Annotated in this window: 16 protein-coding genes; 7 read left to right on the plus strand and 9 right to left on the minus strand. The window is 31.1% G+C overall.

Going from position 1 to position 23527, the window contains the following annotated elements:
• Nucleotides 1–3: 3 nt before the first annotated feature.
• The 6 genes from lon to rsfS all read right to left on the minus strand — a co-directional run bounded on the left by lon (nucleotide 4) and on the right by rsfS (nucleotide 7517).
• The gene (gene lon / locus L3J35_00295) at nucleotides 4–2457 is read right to left on the minus strand and encodes an endopeptidase La (protein MCF6364623.1); all 2454 of its coding nucleotides are present in this window, start codon (nucleotides 2455–2457) and stop codon (nucleotides 4–6) included.
• A 77-nt stretch (nucleotides 2458–2534) separates the two neighbouring features.
• On the minus strand, nucleotides 2535–3185 hold the full coding sequence (locus L3J35_00300) for a phosphatidylserine decarboxylase family protein (protein MCF6364624.1): 651 nt from the start codon (nucleotides 3183–3185) through the stop codon (nucleotides 2535–2537).
• Nucleotides 3186–3208: 23 nt separating this feature from the next.
• Nucleotides 3209–4039, minus strand: coding sequence for a phosphatidate cytidylyltransferase (locus L3J35_00305; GenBank protein ID MCF6364625.1), 831 nt, complete (start codon nucleotides 4037–4039; stop codon nucleotides 3209–3211).
• A 9-nt stretch (nucleotides 4040–4048) separates the two neighbouring features.
• On the minus strand, nucleotides 4049–4987 hold the full coding sequence (locus L3J35_00310) for a DUF2007 domain-containing protein (protein MCF6364626.1): 939 nt from the start codon (nucleotides 4985–4987) through the stop codon (nucleotides 4049–4051).
• A gap of 29 nt (nucleotides 4988–5016) precedes the next feature.
• A complete protein-coding gene (ftsH, locus tag L3J35_00315; GenBank protein MCF6364627.1) occupies nucleotides 5017–7131 on the minus strand; it encodes an ATP-dependent zinc metalloprotease FtsH in 2115 nt (704 codons plus the stop codon).
• An 11-nt stretch (nucleotides 7132–7142) separates the two neighbouring features.
• Nucleotides 7143–7517: a ribosome silencing factor gene (rsfS, locus tag L3J35_00320; protein ID MCF6364628.1), complete on the minus strand. Its 375-nt coding sequence runs from the start codon at nucleotides 7515–7517 to the stop codon at nucleotides 7143–7145.
• Nucleotides 7518–7638: 121 nt separating this feature from the next.
• Between rsfS and L3J35_00325 the strand changes: the two genes are divergently transcribed.
• The 3 genes from L3J35_00325 to L3J35_00335 all read left to right on the plus strand — a co-directional run bounded on the left by L3J35_00325 (nucleotide 7639) and on the right by L3J35_00335 (nucleotide 12721).
• A complete protein-coding gene (locus L3J35_00325) occupies nucleotides 7639–8778 on the plus strand; it encodes a glycerate kinase (GenBank protein ID MCF6364629.1) in 1140 nt (379 codons plus the stop codon).
• A 91-nt stretch (nucleotides 8779–8869) separates the two neighbouring features.
• Nucleotides 8870–10375, plus strand: a complete 1506-nt coding sequence (locus L3J35_00330) for a DUF4301 family protein (protein ID MCF6364630.1) — start codon at nucleotides 8870–8872, stop codon at nucleotides 10373–10375.
• 93 nt (nucleotides 10376–10468) lie between these two features.
• Entirely contained in the window at nucleotides 10469–12721 is a 2253-nt protein-coding gene (locus L3J35_00335; protein ID MCF6364631.1) for a molybdopterin-dependent oxidoreductase, read from the plus strand.
• Nucleotides 12722–12731: 10 nt separating this feature from the next.
• On the opposite strand, the gene uvrA is transcribed toward L3J35_00335, so the two are convergent.
• Complete coding sequence (gene uvrA / locus L3J35_00340; GenBank protein MCF6364632.1) at nucleotides 12732–15551, minus strand: excinuclease ABC subunit UvrA; 2820 nt, start codon at nucleotides 15549–15551, stop codon at nucleotides 12732–12734.
• A 209-nt stretch (nucleotides 15552–15760) separates the two neighbouring features.
• Between uvrA and L3J35_00345 the strand changes: the two genes are divergently transcribed.
• The 4 genes from L3J35_00345 (at nucleotide 15761) to L3J35_00360 (ending at nucleotide 20928) form a co-directional block, all read left to right on the plus strand.
• On the plus strand, nucleotides 15761–16351 hold the full coding sequence (locus L3J35_00345; protein ID MCF6364633.1) for a sigma-70 family RNA polymerase sigma factor: 591 nt from the start codon (nucleotides 15761–15763) through the stop codon (nucleotides 16349–16351).
• 138 nt (nucleotides 16352–16489) lie between these two features.
• Nucleotides 16490–17191, plus strand: a complete 702-nt coding sequence (locus tag L3J35_00350; GenBank protein MCF6364634.1) for a hypothetical protein — start codon at nucleotides 16490–16492, stop codon at nucleotides 17189–17191.
• Nucleotides 17192–17338: 147 nt separating this feature from the next.
• Nucleotides 17339–19177, plus strand: coding sequence for a LysM peptidoglycan-binding domain-containing protein (locus L3J35_00355; protein MCF6364635.1), 1839 nt, complete (start codon nucleotides 17339–17341; stop codon nucleotides 19175–19177).
• 101 nt (nucleotides 19178–19278) lie between these two features.
• Entirely contained in the window at nucleotides 19279–20928 is a 1650-nt protein-coding gene (locus tag L3J35_00360; protein MCF6364636.1) for a GAF domain-containing protein, read from the plus strand.
• 63 nt (nucleotides 20929–20991) lie between these two features.
• Here L3J35_00360 and fumC read toward each other — a convergent pair whose 3' ends face one another.
• Both fumC and sucD read right to left on the minus strand, forming a co-directional pair.
• The gene (gene fumC / locus L3J35_00365; GenBank protein MCF6364637.1) at nucleotides 20992–22389 is read right to left on the minus strand and encodes a class II fumarate hydratase; all 1398 of its coding nucleotides are present in this window, start codon (nucleotides 22387–22389) and stop codon (nucleotides 20992–20994) included.
• Between the two features lie 202 nt (nucleotides 22390–22591).
• Nucleotides 22592–23461 (minus strand): succinate--CoA ligase subunit alpha, encoded by an 870-nt coding sequence (sucD, locus tag L3J35_00370; protein ID MCF6364638.1) that lies wholly within the window; start codon nucleotides 23459–23461, stop codon nucleotides 22592–22594.
• Nucleotides 23462–23527: the final 66 nt, after the last annotated feature.

Genomic DNA, 23527 nt, shown 5'->3' on the forward strand with positions numbered 1-23527 from the left:
AAATTAATTTTTATCAATTTTAAAATTAACGGGATTTTTTACTTTTTGTTTTAATAATGCAATATCTAAAACCTCTGCAATATTTTCTACAAAATGAAACTTTAAGCCTTTAATGTAAATTTCGTTTATTTCTTCAATATCTTTTTTATTGTCTGCTGATAATATAATCTCCTTAATATCAGCACGTTTTGCTGCAAGTATTTTTTCTTTAATTCCTCCCACGGGTAATACTTTTCCTCTTAAAGTTATTTCGCCGGTCATTGCTAATTTGTTTTTTATTTTACGTTGCGTAAAAGTAGAAGCAATAGAAGTTACCATTGTTACACCGGCAGAAGGACCGTCTTTCGGGGTTGCTCCTTCGGGAACATGAACATGAACATTGTATTCCTTAAAAATATCACAGTTAATATTTAAATTATCGGCATGTGCTTTAATATATTCATGAGCAATAATTGCGGATTCTTTCATAACTTGACCGAGGTTTCCGGTTAAATTAAGTTTGCCGTTCCCTTTGCTTGCACTTGATTCTATATACAAAATTTTTCCTCCTACGGATGTCCATGCTAAACCGGTTACAACACCTGCATATTCATTTCCCTCATATTTATTTTTTGTAAATTTAGCAACTCCGAGATATTTGCGTATATCTTCCGGTTTCAAATTTTTATTATAATATTCTTCGGTTGCAATTTTTTTCGCAACTTTTCTTATTACGCCGGCAATTTTCTTTTCAAGGTTTCTTACTCCGGATTCTCTGGTGTAATTTGTAATTATTTCTTCAATTGCTTGTTTCGTTAATTTAACTTGTGATAATTTTACACCGTGTTCTTTTAACTGACGAGGAATAAGATGCCTTTTTGCAATTTCGATTTTTTCCTCAATAATATAACCCGAAACATCAATTAGTTCCATTCGGTCACGTAATGCAGGTTTTATTGATGAAAGCGAATTTGCGGTTGCAATAAAAAGAACTTTTGATAAATCGTATTCAAGTTCTAAATAGTTATCATAGAATGTGTTATTTTGCTCAGGATCAAGAACTTCTAATAGTGCAGAAGACGGGTCGCCTCTGTGGTCGTTACCTATTTTATCAATTTCGTCAAGTATAAAAACCGGATTTGAAGATTTCAATTTTTTTAAGTTTTGAATTATTCTGCCCGGCATTGCTCCGATGTATGTTTTTCTGTGTCCTCTTATTTCTGCTTCGTCATGCAAGCCTCCGAGTGACATTCTGGCATATTTTCTGTCTAATGCTCTTGCTACCGATTTTCCGAGAGATGTTTTTCCTACTCCGGGAGGTCCGTATAAGCATAAAATGGGAGCTTTTAAATCTCCTTTTAATTTTAATACGGCAAGATGTTCTAATATTCTGTCTTTAACTTGGTCTAAACCGAAATGATCTTCGTTTAAAATTTTCTCTGCTCTTTTTAAATCGAAGTTATCTTTTGTAAATTCATTCCAAGGCAGCTCTACAAGTGTTTGAGCATAAGCAATTTGGTAGGAATAGTCGGGTGACATGGGATTTATTTGCTTCAACCGGCTTATTTGTTTCTTAAATGCTTTTGCAACTTCTTCGTTCCATTTTTTCTTCTTTGCTTTTTTTTCTAATTCTTCAATTTCTACTTTCGGAGATTCGTGCCCTAATTCTTCTTGAATTGCTTTCATTTGCTGATGCAGAAAATACTCTTTTTGTTGTTGAGTCATTTCTGTTTTAGCTTTATTTTGGATATTATCTTTTAATTCAAGTTTTTGAACTTCTTTTACCAGAAATTTTATGAGCTCCCCTGCACGTTCCGACATACTGTTTTCTTCAAGAAGAGTTTGCTTATTTTTTGTATTTATATCGCTGTTTGAAGAAACGAAATTTATTAAGAACTCAGGATTATCAATATTTTTAACTGCAAAGGTTGCTTCTTTCGGAATATTAACGGATAAATGAATTATTTTTACTGATAACTCTTTTATTGAAAAAAGTTTTGCATCGTATTCTTTCTTTTCACTTTTATCAGGTTCAATATTTTCAAGAACTTCATAAGCTACTGTCAGATTCGGTTTGGTTTTAATACGTTTCTTTATTTTAAAACGTTTAATTCCGTGTAAAACAGCGGTTTGTTCTCCGTCAGGCATTTCAAATAGTTTTACGACACGAGCTAATGTTCCTGTTTCAAATATATCATCAAAATCAGGGTCTTCAATTTTCTCGTCTTTTTGGCTGATTATCCCTATTAACTGTTCTTTTTTGAATGCAGTTTTTACAAGTTTTAATGATTTTTTTCTTCCGACTGCAATCGGTATAATTATTTTAGGAAATAATACCGAGTTTCTTAAAGTCATTAAGGGCAATTCTTCAGGTAAATCAGAATCGTTTATTAAGATATTATCAGGATCTGAAATTATAGGAAAAATATCAGAATTATTATCTTTTTTATCACTGCCGAAAATTAAGTCTTCAAACATATATTCTTTCTTTGTGTTTTTATGTATTAATGTCAAGTGTTATGCCAAAAGGGAACCGGGAAAATGTGTCATAAAGTTTATATTTCGGCAATAACAGATTGTGTTCCTTTTACTTTATCTCCAATTTTTACTTTAATATCAGCATCAAGCGGAATAAAAATATCAAGCCGAGAACCAAATTTGATAAATCCGCATTCCTGTGCTTGTTTTACTTTATCGTCTTTTTTTGCATAATATACAATTCTTCTTGCTACTGTTCCTGCTATTTGGCGAAATAATATTTCTTTTTTTTCTTCATTTTCAACAACAATTGTTGTTCTTTCGTTTTCTTCTGATGATTTAGGGTTTATTGCAAGCAAATATTTTCCTTTATGGTACTTTGCATATTTAATAATTCCTGCAACGGGATAAAAGTTAATATGAACATTCCACAAAGACATAAAAACGGAAACTTTAATTCTTTCATCTTTAAAATATTCTGTTTCTTTTGTTTTTTCAATTACTACAACTTTTCCGTCAGCCGGAGAAAGAATATTTTTTGTTGAAAGTTTGATAATTCTTTTCGGTTTTCTAAAAAATTGCAGAACAATTGAAAATAACACTGAGGATAAAAAAATTGATATGTAGAAAATTAAATTACAGTCACAGAAAAAAACAAATACGGATAATATTGTTAATATTAAAAAAACAATTATCAGGGTTTTATAACCTTCTTTGTGGATTCTCATTTTTGATAAACTTTAACAGTTCTTTAAAAAAAATATTCTAAAACTTTAAGATACAAAAAAATCATTGGAGCTGCAAAAAAAGTGCTGTCAAACCTGTCGAGTAATCCACCGTGACCGGGCATAATATTGCCGGAATCTTTTACTCCGACTTTTCTTTTAAGGTGTGATTCTACTAAATCTCCGTATGTTCCGAAAACAACAACAATTATTGCAAATATCAGCCATTCGATAACATTTAAGCCTGAAAAACAAAGAGATATAAGATAAGCTGCAATTAGTGTAACTAAAAAACCGCTTATTGCACCTTCCCAAGTTTTTTTAGGAGAAATTCGTTCAAATAATTTTCGTTTTCCGAAAACAGAACCTAATAAATATGCTCCGGTATCATTTACCCAAATCATAATAAACATTGCAAGGATGTATTCATAAGTATATTGGTCTTTGTTAATTCCTGCAAAAGCAATAAAATTCAATGCCGACAGAGGTAAAACAACATAGATTATTCCGAGAAGAGTGAATGCAATACATTTAAAATGATCTTCTTTTTTACTGTAAAGTTGAAAAATAAAAAGCAACAGTATTAACAAAATTGAAATAAAATAACTTGTAGGCGGAATTAAATTTTTTGCTACAAAGAAGCTTGAAATATAAATAACTAATCCTACAAATACTCCGTATCTTTTTTGATTGTCATAATTTCCTTTTTCCAGTAATTTGTACATTTCAAATTGAGAAAATATCAGAATTATAACAAAAACGCCAAAATAGAAATATTCATTAATGATAATTCCGCTTAGAAGAATTACAAGAAAAATAACTGCAGAAAAAATTCTTTTTATAAGGTTTTTACTCAAAATCAGATATTATAATTTATCGAATAATTCTTTTGCTTTTGTATAATATTCTTGTTCTACCAATAATTCAATTTCTCCGAGAAGAAATGACGAATCTTTTTCATTTACTATTATTGAAGGAATATTTGCAGTTTCAAGTATGCTTTTGTAGTAAAGAGCATTTGCAACATTTGAGAAAGTTTTTAATTCAACCCAGTCAATTTCATGGTTTATAATTTCTTTTGCTTTTTCAAAGTTGCTTTCTTCAACCAGCAATTTAAAGTTTGTTTTTTCTTTTCTTATAATTGCTTTTATAAACTCTTTTGCAAGAATTTCTTCTGATTTTTCAATTACGGAAGAATTTTCGGATTCTTGAACAACTTTAAATCCTTTAATATCTGCCATAATATCTTTTGCTTTCTTTGCATATTCTTTTTTAACAAATATGTTTATTGTTTCTAAATGATACTCAGAGTCTCTTTGCTTTATTATTATTGAATTTATAAGATTTTCACCGAGCAAATCAACATAATGTTTTGTTTGGCGAACTTTTGTGCAAATTTTCACTTTCTCCCAACCGGTCAATTTTTCACCAGTGAGGTAAGGTAGTACTTCCTCTAAATGTTCATTATTGACGTATAATTCATAATTGCCGAGAATATATTTATCGCTTTCTTTTCTTTTAATTGTTGTTTCGATACCTGCATCCTGCAATACTTTTTGAAAAAGCAAGATGGGTTTCATTTCGATGAAAGAATTTATTTTGGTAAGTCCGTTAAATTCATTTATCAAAGCTTTTGCTTTCTTTTCATTTTTTTCTTCAACAAAAAGTTCAATATCGCCAAAAAGAAAAAGGCTGTCTTTTTCATTAACAATTACAGAGTTAATATTGTTTTGCGAAAGAATATCTTTTCTTAATTCAGCTTGATGAATTCTTTTAAATGACTGTATTTTTATCCAATTATCCATTTTCTTTTTTTTATAAATCCTTTATTGTTTTACAATTTTTTCTTTTTTTTCTCTTCCTCCCTTTTCTCTTCTTCTTTTTCTTTTTTTGCGTCTTCTTTTTGTTTTTTTAACCTTTCTATATTTCGTTTTCTTACTTTTTGAATTTCTTCTTCATATTCATCCGCAAATTCTCTTTTTCCGAATATATTCTCTACATCTTCATAATATATAACTTCATTTTCTAAGAGAAGTTCGGCAAGTTCATTCATTTTTTCTTTGTTGTCGCTTAATATTTTTTTTGCTTTTTGGTATTGTTCTTCAATCATTTTTTTAACTTCTTGATCTATTAATTCAGCAGTAATTTCACTATATGGTTTTTGAAATTGATATTCACCTCTGCCTGACGAATCATAAAAGCTGATGTTTCCTATCTTTTCACTCATTCCGAGGAAAGCAGTCATTGAATATGCTTGTTTTGTAACACGTTCTAAATCATTTAATGCACCGCTTGAAATTTTACTGAAAGTTAGTTCTTCGGAGGCTCTGCCTCCTAATGTTGAGCACATTTCGTCAAGAAGTTGTTCTTTTGTGGTAATTTGTCTTTCATGCGGTTGATACCAAGCAGCACCTAATGCTTGACCTCTCGGAACAATTGTAATTTTTACCAAAGGATGTGCATATTCGAGCATCCAACTAACTGTTGCATGACCTGCTTCGTGGTATGCAATTGTTTTTTTCTCTGTCGGAGTAATTATTTTGCTTTTTTTCTCAAGACCGCCTATAATTCTGTCAATCGCATCATGAAAGTCTTGATGTGCTACTTCTTCTTTATTTGTTCTTGCGGCAATTAATGCTGCTTCGTTACAAACATTAGCAATGTCAGCTCCTGAAAACCCGGGAGTTTGTCTGGATAATTTTTCAACATCAACATCTTTTCCGCATTTTATGGGTTTTAAATGAACTTTAAATATATCTTCTCTTTCTGTTAAATCCGGTAAATCAACATGTATTTGTCTGTCGAACCTGCCGGCTCTCATTAATGCCGGGTCTAAAATGTCGGCTCGGTTTGTTGCAGCTATTATTATTACTCCTGTGTTTGTGTCAAAACCGTCCATCTCTGTAAGGAGTTGATTGAGAGTGTTTTCCCTTTCGTCATTTCCTCCCATATTTAAACCTCTGCCTCTTGCTCTTCCTATTGCATCAATTTCGTCAATAAACACAATACATGGTGATTTTTGTTTTGCTTGTGCAAATAAATCTCGTACTCTTGAAGCTCCTACACCTACGAACATTTCAACAAAATCAGAACCTGATAATGAGAAGAACGGAACATTTGCTTCTCCGGCAACTGCTTTTGCCAATAATGTTTTACCGGTTCCGGGAGGTCCTACTAATAATGCACCTTTAGGTATTTTACCACCGAGTTTTGTATATTTATCAGGCTTTTTTAAGAAATCAACAATTTCCTGTACTTCAATTTTAGCTTCTTCGAGACCGGCAACATTTGTAAAGTTTACTTTAATTTTTGTTTTTTCGTTATCAAATAATTTTGCTTTTGATTTTCCTACATTGAAAATTCCGCCGCCTCCGCCGCCCATGCCTCCGCCCATTCTGCGGAAAATAAAAATCCATATAACAACAATAATTAACAGCGGAAATAACCATCCCATAAGTTCACCGAAAATATCAGTTCGTTCCTCATACTCTATCGGAAAATTAAATGAACTGTCTTTATTTTTAAATTTATTTATTCCATTAATAAAAACTTCAACTGAACCAATCATGAAATAATAATCAGGAGATTTTTGAGCCGTAAAAATCCCTTGTCCTCCCGAGGCAGGACGGTCGCTGAATTCGGAATCTCCTATGTATGTTTCATTAATAAAAATTTCAACTTTTTTGTTATTTACTATGTTTATTCTTTCAATTGCTTGAGGTTTCGTAAGCATTTTTGTTTCAAATCTTAATTGACTGATTTTTACGGCAGTTTCTTGATTCGAAGCATATTGTAAAATGAAGAATCCTATTGCAATTGCAATAAATATAAAAACTGTATTTTTATTTCCTTTTCCTTTAAAAAAGTTTCCGTTGTTTTCAGGCAATTTACCTTTTTCAGGTTTTCTTTGTTGTGGCTTGTTGATATTATCTTTATGTTTGTCTGACATCTAATTCTTCTTTAATTTTCTATATTTGAATACTTTACTTCTATTTTATTTATTTCGGCATCTCCCCAAAGTTCTTCCAATTTATATGTTTCTCTGAATTCTTTTCGGAATATATGAACAATAACATCAAAATAATCTATTATTATCCATTCTGCATTTTCTTTACCTTCGGTATGAATAGGTTTTTCTTTTGTGTTTTTTAAAACTGTCTTTTCAACAGAATCTGAAATTGCTTCTACTTGTTTTTGATTTTCTGCATCACAAATAATAAAAAAATCAGTAATGGCATTTTCTGTTCCCGAGAAGTTAATATTGACAATGTTATTTGCCATTTTTTCAATCATCCCTTCTTTAATTGCTTCCAGTAGTTTTTGGGTATTGTTCATATTTACGCTTGAATTTTTACAATAGTCTGCAAATTTAATTAATTTTATGCTATTGAAAATAATATTTTATACATTGTATTAAGCTTTACAATCAAATATAGTACAATTGAATGATAAATTAATGAGAACAGTAAAAAATATTTTAATTGCTCCGGATAAATTTAAATTTACTTTAACGGCAAATGAAGTTATTGACGCTGTATATCAGGGTTTACCAAGTTCGGAAAATAATTTTAATATTGTAAATTGTCCTCTTGCAGACGGAGGAGAGGGTACTTCTGACATTTTGGCTGATTATTTTAATGCTGACAAAATATGCATAAATGTTAATAATTCGTTATTCAAAAAAATTGATGCATATTATTATTTTTCAAGGAAAAACAAAACTGCAATAATAGATTTATCAAGTGCATCAGGACTTCAGTTGTTAGATATAAAAGAGCAAAATCCTATGTTTACAAGTAGTTTCGGAACCGGAGAAATGATTCTTGATGCTTATGAAAAGGGAGCAAAGAAAATAATAGTAGGTTTAGGAGGAAGTTCGGTAAATGATATGGGAATAGGTGCTGCAAATGCAATCGGTTATAGATTTTTGTCGAATAACGGATTTGAACTAAGACCAATCGGTAAAAATTTAATTAAAATATTTCAAATTGATGATTCAGGAGCTAAAATACCTTTTTATGAAATTGAGATTATTTCGTTATATGATGTTAAAAATCAACTATACGGAAAAAACGGTGCAGCATATACTTTTGCAGGACAAAAAGGAGCAAGTAAAGCCGAAATAAAAATTTTAGACAGAGGGTTATCACATTTATCCGATTTAATAAAAAAACAATTTAAAAAAGATTGTGCCATAGAGCAGGGGAGTGGTGCGGCTGGAGGATTCGGAGCAGGAAGTTATGCTTTTTTTAATGCAAAATTAAAACCCGGAAGCAAATCAATTTTTGATTATCTGAAACTTGAAGAAAAAATAAAAAATTGTGATTTATTGATTACCGGGGAAGGAAAATTTGACAAACAAAGTTTACGAGGGAAAGTTACCGGAGAATTGATTAAAACAGCAAATAAATATAAGAAACCGGTTGCGGTTATTTGCGGAATTTCAGAATTAGAAAGTTCTGATTCAGAATATGAGAATATTAAATTTTTTCCTTTGTTTAAAAAAGATGTTGATATTGAAACTGCAAAACAAAAATCTGTTGAATTAATTATTAAAAAAGTTGCGAATATTATTGAAGTGTATAATCTTGTTTGATTTTTAAGTAAGCGTTTTGTTCTTATATTTGGGGAAAATAATATCCGAAACATTAAAAAAACTAATGGAATAATAAACATAAAATTAAACCATGTTCACAAAAAACGATTTAAAACAATTTTCAGAAAAAGGAATAAGCAAAGAAACTGTTGAAAAACAAATTGAAAATTTCAAAAAAGGTTTTCCTTATGTTAATATTGTCAAAGTCGCAACAATTAATGACGGAATTATTAAACTGAAAGATACTGATATTGAAAAATATATAAACCTATATAATAAAATATCAGACGATGAGAAAATCATAAAGTTTGTTCCGGCATCAGGTGCGGCAAGCAGAATGTTTAAACAGCTTTTTGAGTTTATGGAAGATGAAAATTCAAATATTGCAGAAAAAAAATATACACAGGTAAGTACTTTCTTTAAAGAAATTGAAAATTTTGCTTTTTATCAAGATTTAAAAGAAATTTGCGATGAAAATATTGATTCAATTACAAATAATAAAAAAGTTTTATCTTGCTTGTTGAATGAAAAAGGTTTGAATTACGGCAATTTGCCGAAAGGCTTACTGAAATTTCATAAATACGGAAAAGAATCAAGAACACCTGCAGAAGAACATCTTGTTGAAGGTGCAAATTATGCAAATTCCGGCGGCAAAGTTAATGTTCATTTTACGGTTTCGCCCGAGCATCAAGAAAAATTTTATGAGCACATTATTTCTGTAATGAATAAATATGAAGAAAAATATAAAGTTAAATTTCAGATAAATTTCTCCGTTCAAAAAAACTCAACAGATACAATTGCCGTTACACTTGAAAATGAACCTTTCAGAACAGAAGATAACTCAATTTTGTTTCGCCCGGGCGGACATGGTGCATTAATCGAGAATTTAAACGATATTGATGCAGATATTATATTTGTTAAAAACATAGATAATGTTGTTCACGATAAGCTTAAAGGAGATACATTTATTTATAAAAAAGCACTTACCGGACTATTAGTTAATATCAGGAATCAAGTTTTTGAACACATAGAAGTTCTTAATAATCAGGCAGATGATAATCTTATTGAAGAAATTGCAAGTTTCTTGGAAAGAAAACTGTTTATAAAACTTGATAACAAATTTAAAGACAGAACAAAAGAAGAGAAAACAACTTATCTTTTAAAGAAACTTAACAGACCTATAAGAGTTTGCGGAATGGTAAAAAATGAAGGAGAACCCGGCGGAGGTCCGTTTTTTGTTAAAAAAGACAGCGGTTCGGTTTCTTTACAAATAGTTGAAGGTGCTCAAATTGACATGGATAATCCCGAGAAAGCCAAAATTGCTAAAAACGCAACACATTTTAACCCCGTCGATTTAATTTTAAGTGTAAAAGATTATAAAGGAAACCTATTTGATTTGAAAGAATATGTTGATTTTGCAACAGGATTTATCTCAGAAAAATCAAAAGACGGAAAAAAACTTAAAGCACAAGAATTACCCGGACTTTGGAACGGTGCAATGGCAAATTGGTTAACGGTATTTGTTGAAGTTCCTGTTTCAACTTTTAATCCCGTAAAAGTAGTTAATGATTTACTTAGAACTGCACATCAAGAATAAATAATGATTATGTGTTGTATTCCGAATATTTTTTAGAATTAACATAGAAATTATTTGAAAATTCTTAATTTTGAGTTTCGTAAAAATAAAAAAATGAAAAATACCGACTCAAAAAGCCATTTAAGAGGCGAATCAATATATTTAGATGATATACCGGAACTTCAAGGAACATTATACGGTTTAGTATTTGACTCTCCCGTTGCTCATGCCGAAAACCTGAGAATAGATTATTCAAAAGCTGAAAACTTAGACGGCGTTGTAAAAATATTTACTTATAAAGATATTCCGGGTAAAAATCAAATAGGGGCAATTATTCAGGACGAACCTCTTTTTGCAGAAAACGAAGTCCATTTTACAGGACAACCGATTGCATTTATAGTTGCTGAAAGTGAGCGTATTGCAAGAGATGCAAAAAAACTTATTGAATTTGATGCAGATGAACTCCCGGTAATAACCGACCCCAAAATTGCAAAAGAAAACGAAAGCTTTATAATCCCGCCTCGAACCTTTAAACTCGGAAACCTTCAAAAAGGAAAAGAAAAATCAAAATATATTATAAAAGGAACTTCCGAAACCGGAGGGCAAGAACATCTTTATCTCGAAACGCAGGGTGCTTATGCAGTTCCCAAAGAAAACGGAAGTATCACGCTGTACTCTTCAACACAAGGAGCAACTTCTGTTCAAAAAATAACTTCCGAAATTCTAAATGTTTCAATGAATAAAATTGAGGTAGATGTTAACCGACTCGGCGGCGGTTTCGGCGGCAAAGAAGATCAAGCAACACCCTGGGCGGCAATGGCATCACTTGCGGCATATATTTTACATAAACCCGTAAAAATAAGCTTGGCAAGACATGATGATATGAGAATGACCGGAAAACGACATCCTTATACTGCTGATTATGCAATAGGTTTATCGGAAGATTTAAAAATACAATTTTACGAAGTTGAATTTATACAAGACGGAGGAGCATCAGCTGATTTATCTCCGGCAATTATGGAACGAACATTATTTCATGCTGCGGGAAGTTATTTTATTCCGAATACGGAAATAACAGTTTTCAGTTGCAGAACAAATACACTTCCCAACACGGCATTCAGAGGGTTCGGTGCTCCGCAGGCATTTTTTGCAATAGAATCGGCTGTGCAACAAGCTGCCGATGAAATAGGTGTGCCTGCACATAAAATTCAGCGTGCAAATTTGATTAAAGAAAATGATGAGTTTCCTTTCGGACAAATTGCAACACAAGCAGAAGCAATAAATTCTTGGAAAGCCGCCGATAAAATTTTTAATATTGACCGGCAAATAAAAGAAGTTAAGAAATTTAACTCGGAAAATACAAAGTTCAAAAAAGGAATCTCAATTACACCGCTTTGTTTCGGTATTTCATTTACGAATACTATGATGAATCATGCAAGAGCATTGGTACATATTTATCAAGACGGAAGTATTGGTATAAGTACGGGGGCAATTGAAATGGGGCAGGGGGTAAATACTAAAATGATACAAGTTGCTTCTCATATACTCGGTGTTTCAGTTAACAAAATTAAAATTGAAACAACAAACACGACAAGAGTTGCAAATACATCACCGACAGCAGCAAGTTCGGGTGCCGATCTTAACGGCAAGGCTGTGGAAGTTGCTTGTAATGAATTGCTTGTGAGATTAAAAGATGCAGCTGCCGAATTTTTGAACCTTACTTCAAGCGATGTTGAAATAAAAAATGACTTTGTTTTAAATAAGAATAAGAAAACTGATTTAGGTTGGAATAAACTCATCGAAGTTGCATTTGCAGGCAGAGTAAAACTTTCAGAAAAAGGGCATTATGCAACACCTGAAATTCATTTTGATAAAACAAAGGAAAAAGGGCATCCGTTTGCATATCATGTGTACGGAACAGCAATAACTGTTGCAAAAATTGATACGATAAGAGGAATTTTTGATATTGAGTCTGTTGATATTGTTCATGATTTCGGGAAAAGTATGAATTTGCTGTTGGATAAAGGACAAATTGAAGGAGCATTAATTCAAGGCATCGGTTGGGTAACTATGGAAGAAATAAGATTTGACGAAAAAGGTCGCCTTTTATCAAATTCACTTTCATCATATAAAGTTCCTGATATTAATTCTGTACCGAAATCTGTGAAAGTTGAAGCATTAGAAACAGAAGGACATAAACATGCAATTTTAAAATCAAAGGCTGTGGGTGAACCTCCGCTGATTTACGGGCAAGGAACTTATTTCGCTGTTTCGGATGCAATTAAAGCATATAATCCGAATTACAAAATTGATTTCACTGCACCTATGACACATGAAAAAGTGCTGACAGGCTTGTATAAAGAATAATAAGTTGTTTTTATAACTTTTCTTTTAAATATTTTCCGGTATAGGATTTTTTTGATTTTATCAATTGCTCCGGAGTTCCTGCAAACAGCAGATATCCGCCTTTATCACCGCCTTCGGGACCTAAGTCAATAATATAATCTGCAGATTTTATTACTTCTAAATTATGTTCAATTATTACTATAGAATGACCTCTGTCAAGAAGTGCATTAAAAGATTGCAAAAGTTTATTTATATCATGAAAATGCAAACCTGTTGTCGGCTCATCAAAAATAAACATTGTTTTTTTTAATGATTTTTCCTTGCTTAAAAACGAAGCGAGTTTTACTCTTTGACTTTCGCCGCCGCTTAATGTATTTGAAGATTGTCCTAATTTAACATATCCTAAACCTACATCAACCAGCGGTTTTATAAGTGTTGTAATCTTTTTTGTTTCATTATTCTCGGAGAAAAACTCAAAAGCTTCATCAACAGTCAGTTCAAGAATATCAAATATTGATTTATCTTTAAACTTTACATCTAAAATATCATCTTTGAAACGCTTGCCTTTGCACTCGTCGCAAACCAAATGAACATCTGCCATAAATTGCATTTCAACCGTAATCTCGCCTTCGCCTCTGCAATTCTCGCAACGTCCTCCGTCAATATTAAAAGAAAAATGAGCAGGTTTATAGCCGTTAATTGTTGATAATTGTTGAGATGCAAACAATTTTCTTATTTCATCAAATGCTTTTAAGTAAGTAACCGGATTAGAGCGAGATGATTTTCCTATCGGATTTTGATCAACAAAAATAATTTCTTTAATTTGTTTTATATTGCCTGTTATTTCTGAATAACTTCCGGGTTTTTTACCGAAATCATTCAAAATTCTGCTTAATGCCGGATATAAAATGTCACGTATTAAGGATGATTTTCCGGAACCGCTTACACCGGTTACAACAGTCATTGAATTTAAGGGAATTTTAATATCTATATTTTTCAGGTTATTATGAGTTGCACCTTTAAGTTCTATAAACTGTTTTGAAGTCCTTCTTTTTTTCGGAACAGGGACTTTTATTATATTTCTCAGATAATCAGAGGTTAAAGATTTGTTTGTTTTACCGTTTAATTTCATTAAATCTTTATAAGTTCCTTGGTAAACCAATTCTCCGCCGTTAGTTCCCGCCAAAGGTCCTATGTCAATTATATTGTCGGATGCTTTTATAATATCTTCATCGTGTTCAACAACAATTACCGTATTTCCTATATCTCGAAGTTGTTTCAAAACTTTAATCAATAAATCAGTGTCTTTCGGATGCAAACCTATGCTCGGTTCATCAAGAATATATAAAGAACCGACCAAACTGCTTCCCAACGAACTTGCCAAATTTATTCTTTGAGATTCGCCTCCCGAAAGCGTTGAAGACAGTCTGTTCAATGTAAGATATGACAAACCTACATCGGATAAATATTGTAATCTGTTTTTTATTTCGGTTAATAATCTTTCGCCGGCATCTTTTTGGCTTTGGTTAAGACTTATATTATTAAAAAATGCAATTAGTTCATTTATAGGTATATTCACTAATTCATGAATTGATTTGCCTCCTACTTTAATATAACTTGCTTCTTTTTTCAGCCTTGTTCCTTTACATTCATAACAAACTGTTTTGCCTCTGTACCTTGAAAGCATAACACGATATTGAATCTTTCTGCTCTTTTTTTCAATCATTTTAAAGAAAGCAAATAAACCTTTAAATTTACCTTTCCCGTACCATAAAATATCTTTTTCATCTTGTGTTAATAAATAATAAGAGCGATGAATCGGGAAATTTAAATCTGATGCAATTTTTATAAATTCATCTTTATACCAACTCATTTTTTCGCCTCTCCAACAAGCAACGGTTTCCTCATAAACAGATAAATTTTTGTTGGGAATAACTAAATCTTCATCAATTCCCATAGTTTTTCCGAAACCTTCACAAACAGGGCATGCACCCAAAGGATTATTAAAACTGAATGTATGAACGGTAGGAATTTCAAAAGTTATTCCGTCGGCTTCAAATTTATTTGAAAAAGTTTCTTTAATTGTTTTCTCTTTCCCGAAAACTTTTATAACGCACACACCTTTACCTTCAAAAAAAGAAGTTTGAACCGAGTCTGCAATTCTGCTTATGGTATCTTCATTATTTGATATTGAAATTCTGTCAATAACAATATATGCTTTTTTTGGTTTTGAAATTTTCGATTTATTTAACAATTCGTTAATTGCATAAATCTCATTGTCAAATTCAACTCGTGAAAAACCTTGCTTTAATAAAATTTGAAGTTGCTGAGAACAGGTTCGTTGACTTACGACATACAAAGGTGCAAGAATAATTGCTTTTGTATTTTTAGGATATTGATATAAATAATCAATAACATCAGTAACTGTATTTCTTTTTACTTTTTTTCCTGAAACAGGTGAAAATGTTTCTCCGGTTCTTGCATATAGCAGTTTTAAGTAATCATAAATTTCTGTTGAAGTTCCTACTGTTGAACGAGGGTTGCGCGTATTTACTTTTTGTTCAACAGCAATTGCCGGCGGAATTCCTTTTATGTAATCAACTTCGGGCTTATTTAAACGTCCTAAAAATTGACGAGCATAAGATGATAAACTTTCAACATATCTTCTTTGTCCTTCGGCATATAATGTGTCAAATGCTAAAGATGACTTACCGGAACCGGACAAACCCGTGATAACGGTAAATTTATCTCTTTCGATTGTTAAATTTATATTTTTTAAATTATGAACTCTTGCACCTTTTATTTCAATGTTTTCAGCAAAAAGTTTGTTATTTTTCTTTGTTTTTGACATAATTTTGTCCGAGTTTTCGGCATGAAAATTGTTTCTGAATATAATATGATGCAAATTTAGTTAATAGAATTAATCAAAAAATATTTTTTTTTTCATTTTTTTAAATGATATTTGCATTAATCTTTTAATACCTAAGTTATTTTTAAAATTAAAACCTTTGCCTATAGCACAACTTTACTCTTATTATTTTTAAACTAAATAGGAGAGCTATGAAAATCAAACTAAAAGACAAGGAACTTGTTAAGAAGTTTATTGAAGGGGATAAGTCTGCACTTGAGGTATTAATAAAAAGACATAAAGAAAGAGTTTATACTTACATATTCTTTATTGTTAAAAATGAGAAATTAGCCGAAGACATTTTTCAAGACACATTTATTAAGGTAATTAAATCTTTGAGAAAAGGTAAGTACAATGAACAAGGTGTTTTTGTTTCTTGGGTAATCAGGATTGCACATAATTTAACAATTGATTATTTCAGGAAAGATTCAAGAATGCCTACTTATTCTAATGATGTTAATTCTGAAATTGATATTTTTAATTCAAAAAGATTTTCGGAAGAAACTATTGAAGATGAAATGATTAAGAAACAGATTGCCGCTGATGTCAGAAATCTTGTTGAGGAATTACCTAACGAACAAAAAGAGGTAATTTTATTAAGACATTTTGGAAATTTGAGCTTCAGAGAAATAGCGGAACAAACAAACGTAAGTATAAATACAGCTCTCGGAAGAATGAGATACGCATTAATTAATTTAAGAAAACTTATAGAAGAAAAGAATTTGAATTTGTCTGTATTTTAAAAGTTAAACATTAACAATAAAATAAAGAAGTTTGAGCTATTCGAACTTCTTTATTTGTTTAAGGACTAAAGTTAATCTTTGTATTAATAAATAATAAATGCTATTTTTGTTTTGATAATAACAAAGAAACAATACTAAATGAAACAATTTTCTGCAATACATTTTACTGTAATATCTCTAATTCTGTTGTCTTTGTTAATGCATTATGTATATTATTCAAGCACCGGCAGTTTAAATTCTCCTATTATAAAGTATGAATTTGTTAAAAGCGAAAAAGATGTGAAATCAATCTTTATGGAAAATAACGAGTTCAAAAAAGATGTTATAGAAGGGGTTCATAATCAGAATCTTGTAGATTACGCATATATGCTTGCTTATACAGCATTATTATTTCTTGTTTTTATGAAAATATTGAAACATGAGAAAAAAATAATCTATAATATCGGAATAATATTTTCCTTTGCGGCAATCATCGGAGATGTAGTAGAGAATATACAACTTTTCAGAATTTCAGAACTGTTGGTTGCAAGATTAAATTTTACTTCAATAGTTGAAATATTGATTATTGCCACAAGAATAAAATGGTTAAGTTTAGCATTTGCATTATTTATACTTTCATTTTACTATTTTACTAAAGGTGTTACGGGAAAAATTTTTGCAGTTATTTCATCGTTACCTATTTTGGCTGCCGTTTTATCAGTTTTCATATATATAGAAAATCAAGAAATTTATTTCAGTTATATTATAATGTCGGGTTTCGTTGCTTTAATGATTTGGACATTTTTAAAAAAATCAAATAAATCATCTTTCTCTTTTTACAATCAAAATAAAGAAGCATGAAACTAATGAATCTTGTATTTATCATCTGTTTTTTCTATTTTTACGCAAAAAATTTGTAGGATTTTAAAACGTCAACAGTTATTCCATACAGTTTTAAATGCAAACAGTTGTTTAAATAACTAAAATTCACAACTTAAAAAGAAACTAATGAAAAGAATAATAGGAATATTTATATTTCTTTCAATATTTGAACTGAGTTTTTCCCAAACCGAAATTAAAAAATCGGATGAAACAGCAATAATAAATAATCAAAAATATTATTTGCATAAAGTTGAAGCCGGTCAAACTTTATATTCAATTTGTAAAGCATATAATGTTTCTCAAAAAGATGTTGCAAAAGCCAATAACATACTTACCTCTTCAATAAAAATAGGACAAATATTAAAAATGCCTATTGTTAATAAAGAAGAAAAAGATTCTCCTGATTTTATTTTCCATAAGGTTACGGCAGGAGAAACGCTATATGCTTTATCAAAAAAATATAATGTTTCGGTTGAAGATATTATTATGCACAATGTTGACGCAAAATATGGAATTAAAACCGATCAGGTTTTAAAAATTCCTAATATTAAAAAAGGAAATTTCGATTATGAAGACGAAAATATTTATTATTATACGGTTGAAAAAGGTAATACATTATTTTCAATATCACAAAAATTCGGAATGCCGATAAGGCAAATAGTTCTTTTTAATCCTGAAACTAAAAACGGTTTAAAAGCCGGACAAACTTTAAAAATTCCGAAAACAAACTACGATATCTCTGAAAGGCTTCCGATAAATAACGATACCGAAATTCAAATATATGAACATTTGTATTTTGAAGAAGAAGGTATAACTCCTTGCAACAAGTTTGTTTACAATAAAACAATGAGTTTTAATATTGTTCTTTTATTGCCGCTTCATCTGGACAGAAATGTTTATTATATAAGCAATTACAAAGACGAAAAAGATAAAATGTTCTACAAAAACACTAAGGTTTTTTTTGAATTGTATGAAGGGATTTTATTGGCATTACAAACATTGAAAAAACAAGGACTTTCGATAAACCTTTCTGTATATGATACAAAAAATGACAGTAAAACGGTTAATGATATAATGAAAAGTTTAAATTATAATGATGTTGACTTAATAATAGGACCTGTTTATTCTGCAAATGTTAAAATAGCAACTAATTATGCAAAAAACAATCGTATAAACCTAATTTCGCCTCTATCTCAAAATATTGATTTAATAAAAAATAATCCGTTTGTTTATCAAGTTGTTCCCTCAACGGAAATGCGAATAAAAAAAACATCCGATATGTTCGGACGTATGCATGACACAAGTATTGTAATGATACATAACGGAACAGAAAAAGAAAAAAAACTAATTAATATTTATAAAAATAAGCTTGTTCAATCAAGCTCATTTCAAGAAACCACAAATGCCATAAGCCTTAAAACCGTAAATTATAATAAAGGCGGTGAAGAAACAATTGAAGATGCACTGTCGGTAGGAGTTCAAAACGTAATAGTTATACCATCCGATGAAGAAGTTTTTATTACCCAAGTTGTTGATAAATTGAACTTATTGTCGGAAACTTACGATATAAAACTTGTGGGGTCTCCTAATTGGGAGTCATTTCAGAATATTAATTTAAAACATTTAAAAGATCTGTCATTTCACTATATTTCTCCGGTATTTCGTAATTATTCAAATCCTGAGGTGAAAAAGTTTGTTGCGGAATACAGAACAACCTTTGAAACCGAGCCTTCAATTTATTCTTTTGAAGGCTATGATATAATGTATTATTTTGCAAATGCTTTAAGAAAATACGGCAGACATTTTCAGTTTTGTTTATCGCCCGGTGATGCTATACCCGATAAGAACGGAATTGTATTTGATTTTGATTTTGTAAGAACAAATAAAAACGGCGGATTTGAAAATAACGGAATGTTTATATTAGAATATAGTGAGAATTTTCAAAAGCAAAAAACAACTTTTTGACCGAAAGTATTTCAGGTGTTTTTAAAAACAAGAATGATTATTACAAGTATTATAAAATATTTATTATTTTTGATTAATTTATTCTTTTAAAAGAACAACAATTGAAAACAAAATTAAGATTAAAAATTCTGGTTAAACTCATACTCGGGTTCGGTATTATATTACTCTCTTTTTTAACAGCATACACATATATATATCTTATGTTAAAAGAGAACAGAGAGTTAACTACAAAGGTTAATAATGACATTGTTCCTTCAATGTCAACATTAAATAAATTTTCTTCAACAATATTTGAATCTAAACATTTACTGAAAAATTGGGTACTGTTTGAAAAAAAGAGTAACACACCTAAAAAATTACGATTAATTAAAATAAACCAAAATATTTATATCGATACAAAATATGAATTGAAAAATTTATCACAAAATTGGGAGCAAAACGAACGCCAAAAGCTAAACCAAATATTCGATTTGACAGACAGTTGGTTTACACAACAAAAAAATATAATGAAACGTTTAAACTCTCCCGAAAAATATGACGATACAGAATTCGATAAAAAATATTCTCATTATGTTCAAGAGGGTGAGCCTTTAATGGACTTAGCTGATAATATTAAAACCCAAATAGATGAAATGTATTCAGCAAAAAAAGATGTTTTACTTTCTTATAATGTTAAGATGGAGAAATCATTTTTAGAATTTACAAACAGAATTATTGTTTCCGGCATAATTTTAATTATAATGGTTCTGCTTATTGCATTCTTATTTGTGAGGTCAATGTTGACTCCCTTAAATTATATCAGAAAAGTTATTGCATCAATGTCTGCGGGAGAACTTCCTAAGAAAGAAGTGCTGACATCTACCGATGAGATAGGGCAAATGGGTAAAGCCCTTAATAATTTAATATCTGGCTTAAAGCAAAAGGCTGAATTTGCAAAAGAGATTGAGTCCGGAAATTTTGAAGGTAAATTTGAAAAAAGCGGAAAAAGTGATGTGCTGGGAAACTCTTTATTAGCCATGAGAAACAGTTTGGCAGATGCAGCGAAACATGAGGCAATACGTAGGAAGGAAAATGAAGAACGAAGTTGGGTTACTCAAGGAATTTCTGAATTTAATGAAATTATAAGAGAACACAGCGGAACTAAAGAAGACTTTGGTTTAGTTGCAATAAATAAACTAACGAGATATACAGGTTCGCAAGTCGGAGGGCTTTATGTTTTAAATGAATCTGATGAAAACAACGTTTTTCTTGAACTTATTGCATTTTATGCTTATGACAGGCATAAGTTTTTTGAACAAAAAATTCTTCCGGGTGAAAATTTAATAGGGCAATGTTATTTGGAAAAAGATACAATCTTTTTAACAGATATTCCGAAGTCTTATATAAAAATTTCTTCAGGCTTAGGGGAGGAAGATGCAAAAAGTGTTTTAATAGTTCCGCTTATTATTAACGAGAAAGTTTATGGTATAGTAGAACTTGCATCAATAAACGTGTTCGAAGCATATCAAATTGAATTTGTTGAAAAAGTAAGCGAAATTTTAGCTTCTACAATTTCTACAATTCAAATTAATCTACATACGAAACAACTTTTAGAAGAAACTCATGAAAAATCAGAAATTCTGGAACAACATGAAAAAGAAAGTATAAAAAATATTGAGCGATTAAATATTGAGTTGGAAGAAATGCGAATAGCTAACAGCGAACTGAAACAAAAAAATAAAGAATTGCAAAACATTATAAATGAAAAGTAAAGAATAATAAAAAAGGGCTTCTCATAAAATAGAAGCCCTTTTAGCTGAGAATTTTTTCTTACTTTAACCCAAAGAACCAATCATTTTTGAAGGAACAACCCATTCATCAAATTGTTCATTCGTTACAAAACCCAGTTCTATTGCAGCTTTTCTTAAGGTTGTATTTTCTTTATGAGCCTTTTTTGCAATTTTTGCAGCTTTTTCATAACCTATTTTTGTGTTTAAAGCCGTAACCAACATCAAAGTATTTTCCAACTTATGTTTTATCTCAACATGGTTAGGCTCAATTCCTACGGCAAGATTATCATTAAAAGAAACACAAGCATCTCCGAGAAGTTTTGCAGATTCTAAAAAATTATGAATCATAACAGGTTTAAACACATTAAGTTCAAAATGTCCCTGCATTCCGCCTACGGTAATTGCCGTATCATTTCCTATAACTTGAGCACAAACCATTGTAAGAGCTTCAACTTGTGTAGGATTAACTTTTCCCGGCATAATTGATGATCCCGGTTCATTCGAAGGTATAATTAATTCTCCTATTCCTCCTCTCGGTCCCGATGCCATAACCCTTATGTCATTCGCAATCTTCATCAAGCTTACTGCAAGTTGTTTTAAAGCTCCCGACGATTCAACAATTGCATCATGTGCGGCAAGTCCTTCAAATTTATTTGTTCCGGTAATAAAAGGTAAACTCGTAAGCTCTGCAATCTTCTTTGCAACCAATACATCATAACCTTTCGGTGTGTTAAGCCCTGTGCCGACTGCTGTTCCGCCCAATGCAAGTTCGGTAAGGTGAGGAAGTGTATTTTTTAAAGCTTTTAATCCGTGGTCAATTTGCGAAATATAACCTGAAAATTCTTGCCCTAAAGTTAAAGGTGTTGCATCCATCCAATGTGTACGACCGTTTTTAACAACATTTTTGAACTCTTTTGCTTTTTTATCAAGCGTATTTCTTAATTTTTCAATACCGGGAATTGTATTTTCAATAAGCATTTTATATGCAGCAATGTGCATTGCGGTAGGAAATGTATCATTTGAAGATTGAGATTTATTCACATCATCATTAGGATGAACAGGGCTCGTTCCTTCTCCGAGTTTTCCTCCGTTAATGACATGTGCTCTGTTTGAAACAACTTCATTAACATTCATATTTGATTGAGTTCCCGAGCCGGTTTGCCAAATAACTAATGGAAATTGGTCATTTAAATCTCCCGCAATAATTTCATCACATACTTTCTCTATAAGAACTTTTTTTTCTTCGGAAAGGACACCTAATTCACTATTTGCTTGTGCAGCAGCTTTTTTCAAATATCCGAAAGCATTAATTATTTCCTTCGGCATTGAACCGGCATCACCTATTTTAAAATTTTCTCGAGAGCGTTGTGTTTGTGCTCCCCAATATTTGTCTGCGGGAACTTTTACTTCTCCCATTGTATCATGTTCAATTCTGTATTCCATAATTATTTTATTAATTGTTAAAAAATCTAAAATGAAAACATCAAAATTATAAAATATTATATAAGTTTGAATATGTCAAACAGCAGTTAGCTAAAAAAACTTAAGTCAATGAGAATTCAATAAAAAATCCCTGTAAAATATTATTACAAGGATTTTTGTTTATTTTAAGCTAAATTATTGCTAAAAAATATTTAACCTGTTGTTATTTAAGAAGTTCTGCCATTTTTATTCCTATATCAGCAGGTGAGTCAACAACATGAACACCGCTTTCTCTTAAAATCTGTTTTTTAGCTTGAGCTGTATCGGCTTTTCCACCGATTATTGCTCCGGCATGTCCCATCCGTTTTCCTTTAGGTGCTGTTTCTCCGGCAATAAACCCTACAACAGGCTTTGTTCCGTTTGTTTTTATCCATTCTGCTGCTTCTGCTTCCATATTTCCGCCTATTTCACCAATCATTACTATTCCTTTTGTTTCGGGGTCGGCTTCAAAAAGCTTTACGGCGTCTAAAGTAGAAGTTCCTATAATCGGGTCTCCTCCTATTCCTATCGCTGTTGTTTGCCCTAAGCCTACTTTTGTAATTTGATCAACAGCTTCATAAGTTAATGTTCCTGATTTTGAAACAATACCAACCGAACCTTTTTTGAAGATAAAACCGGGCATAATACCGATTTTTGCTTCTTCTGCCGTGATAATTCCGGGACAATTAGGACCTATTAAAGTTGTATCCTTATCCGTAAGATATTCTTTAACTTTTACCATGTCAGAAGTAGGAATACCTTCTGTGATTGCAACAATAACCTTAATTCCGGCATTTGCAGCTTCCATAATTGCATCAGCTGCAAAAGCCGGCGGAACAAATATAATTGAAACATCGGCACCTGTCTCTTTAACGGCATCTTCTACAGTATTAAAAATAGGTTTATCTAATCTGAATTGTCCGCCTTTACCCGGTGTTACTCCGCCGACAACATTAGTCCCGTATTCAATCATTTGTGTTGCATGAAAAGTTCCTTCGCTGCCTGTAAATCCCTGAACGATAACTTTTGATTTTTTATTTATTAAAACGCTCATTTATAATTAGTTTTGATGTGTGTAATAATTAGATTGCCAAAAGTAATTTATTTATATGATTGTGCA

This window comes from Bacteroidales bacterium (assembly GCA_021648725.1).
Classification (GTDB): Bacteria; Bacteroidota; Bacteroidia; order Bacteroidales; family JAADGE01; genus JAADGE01.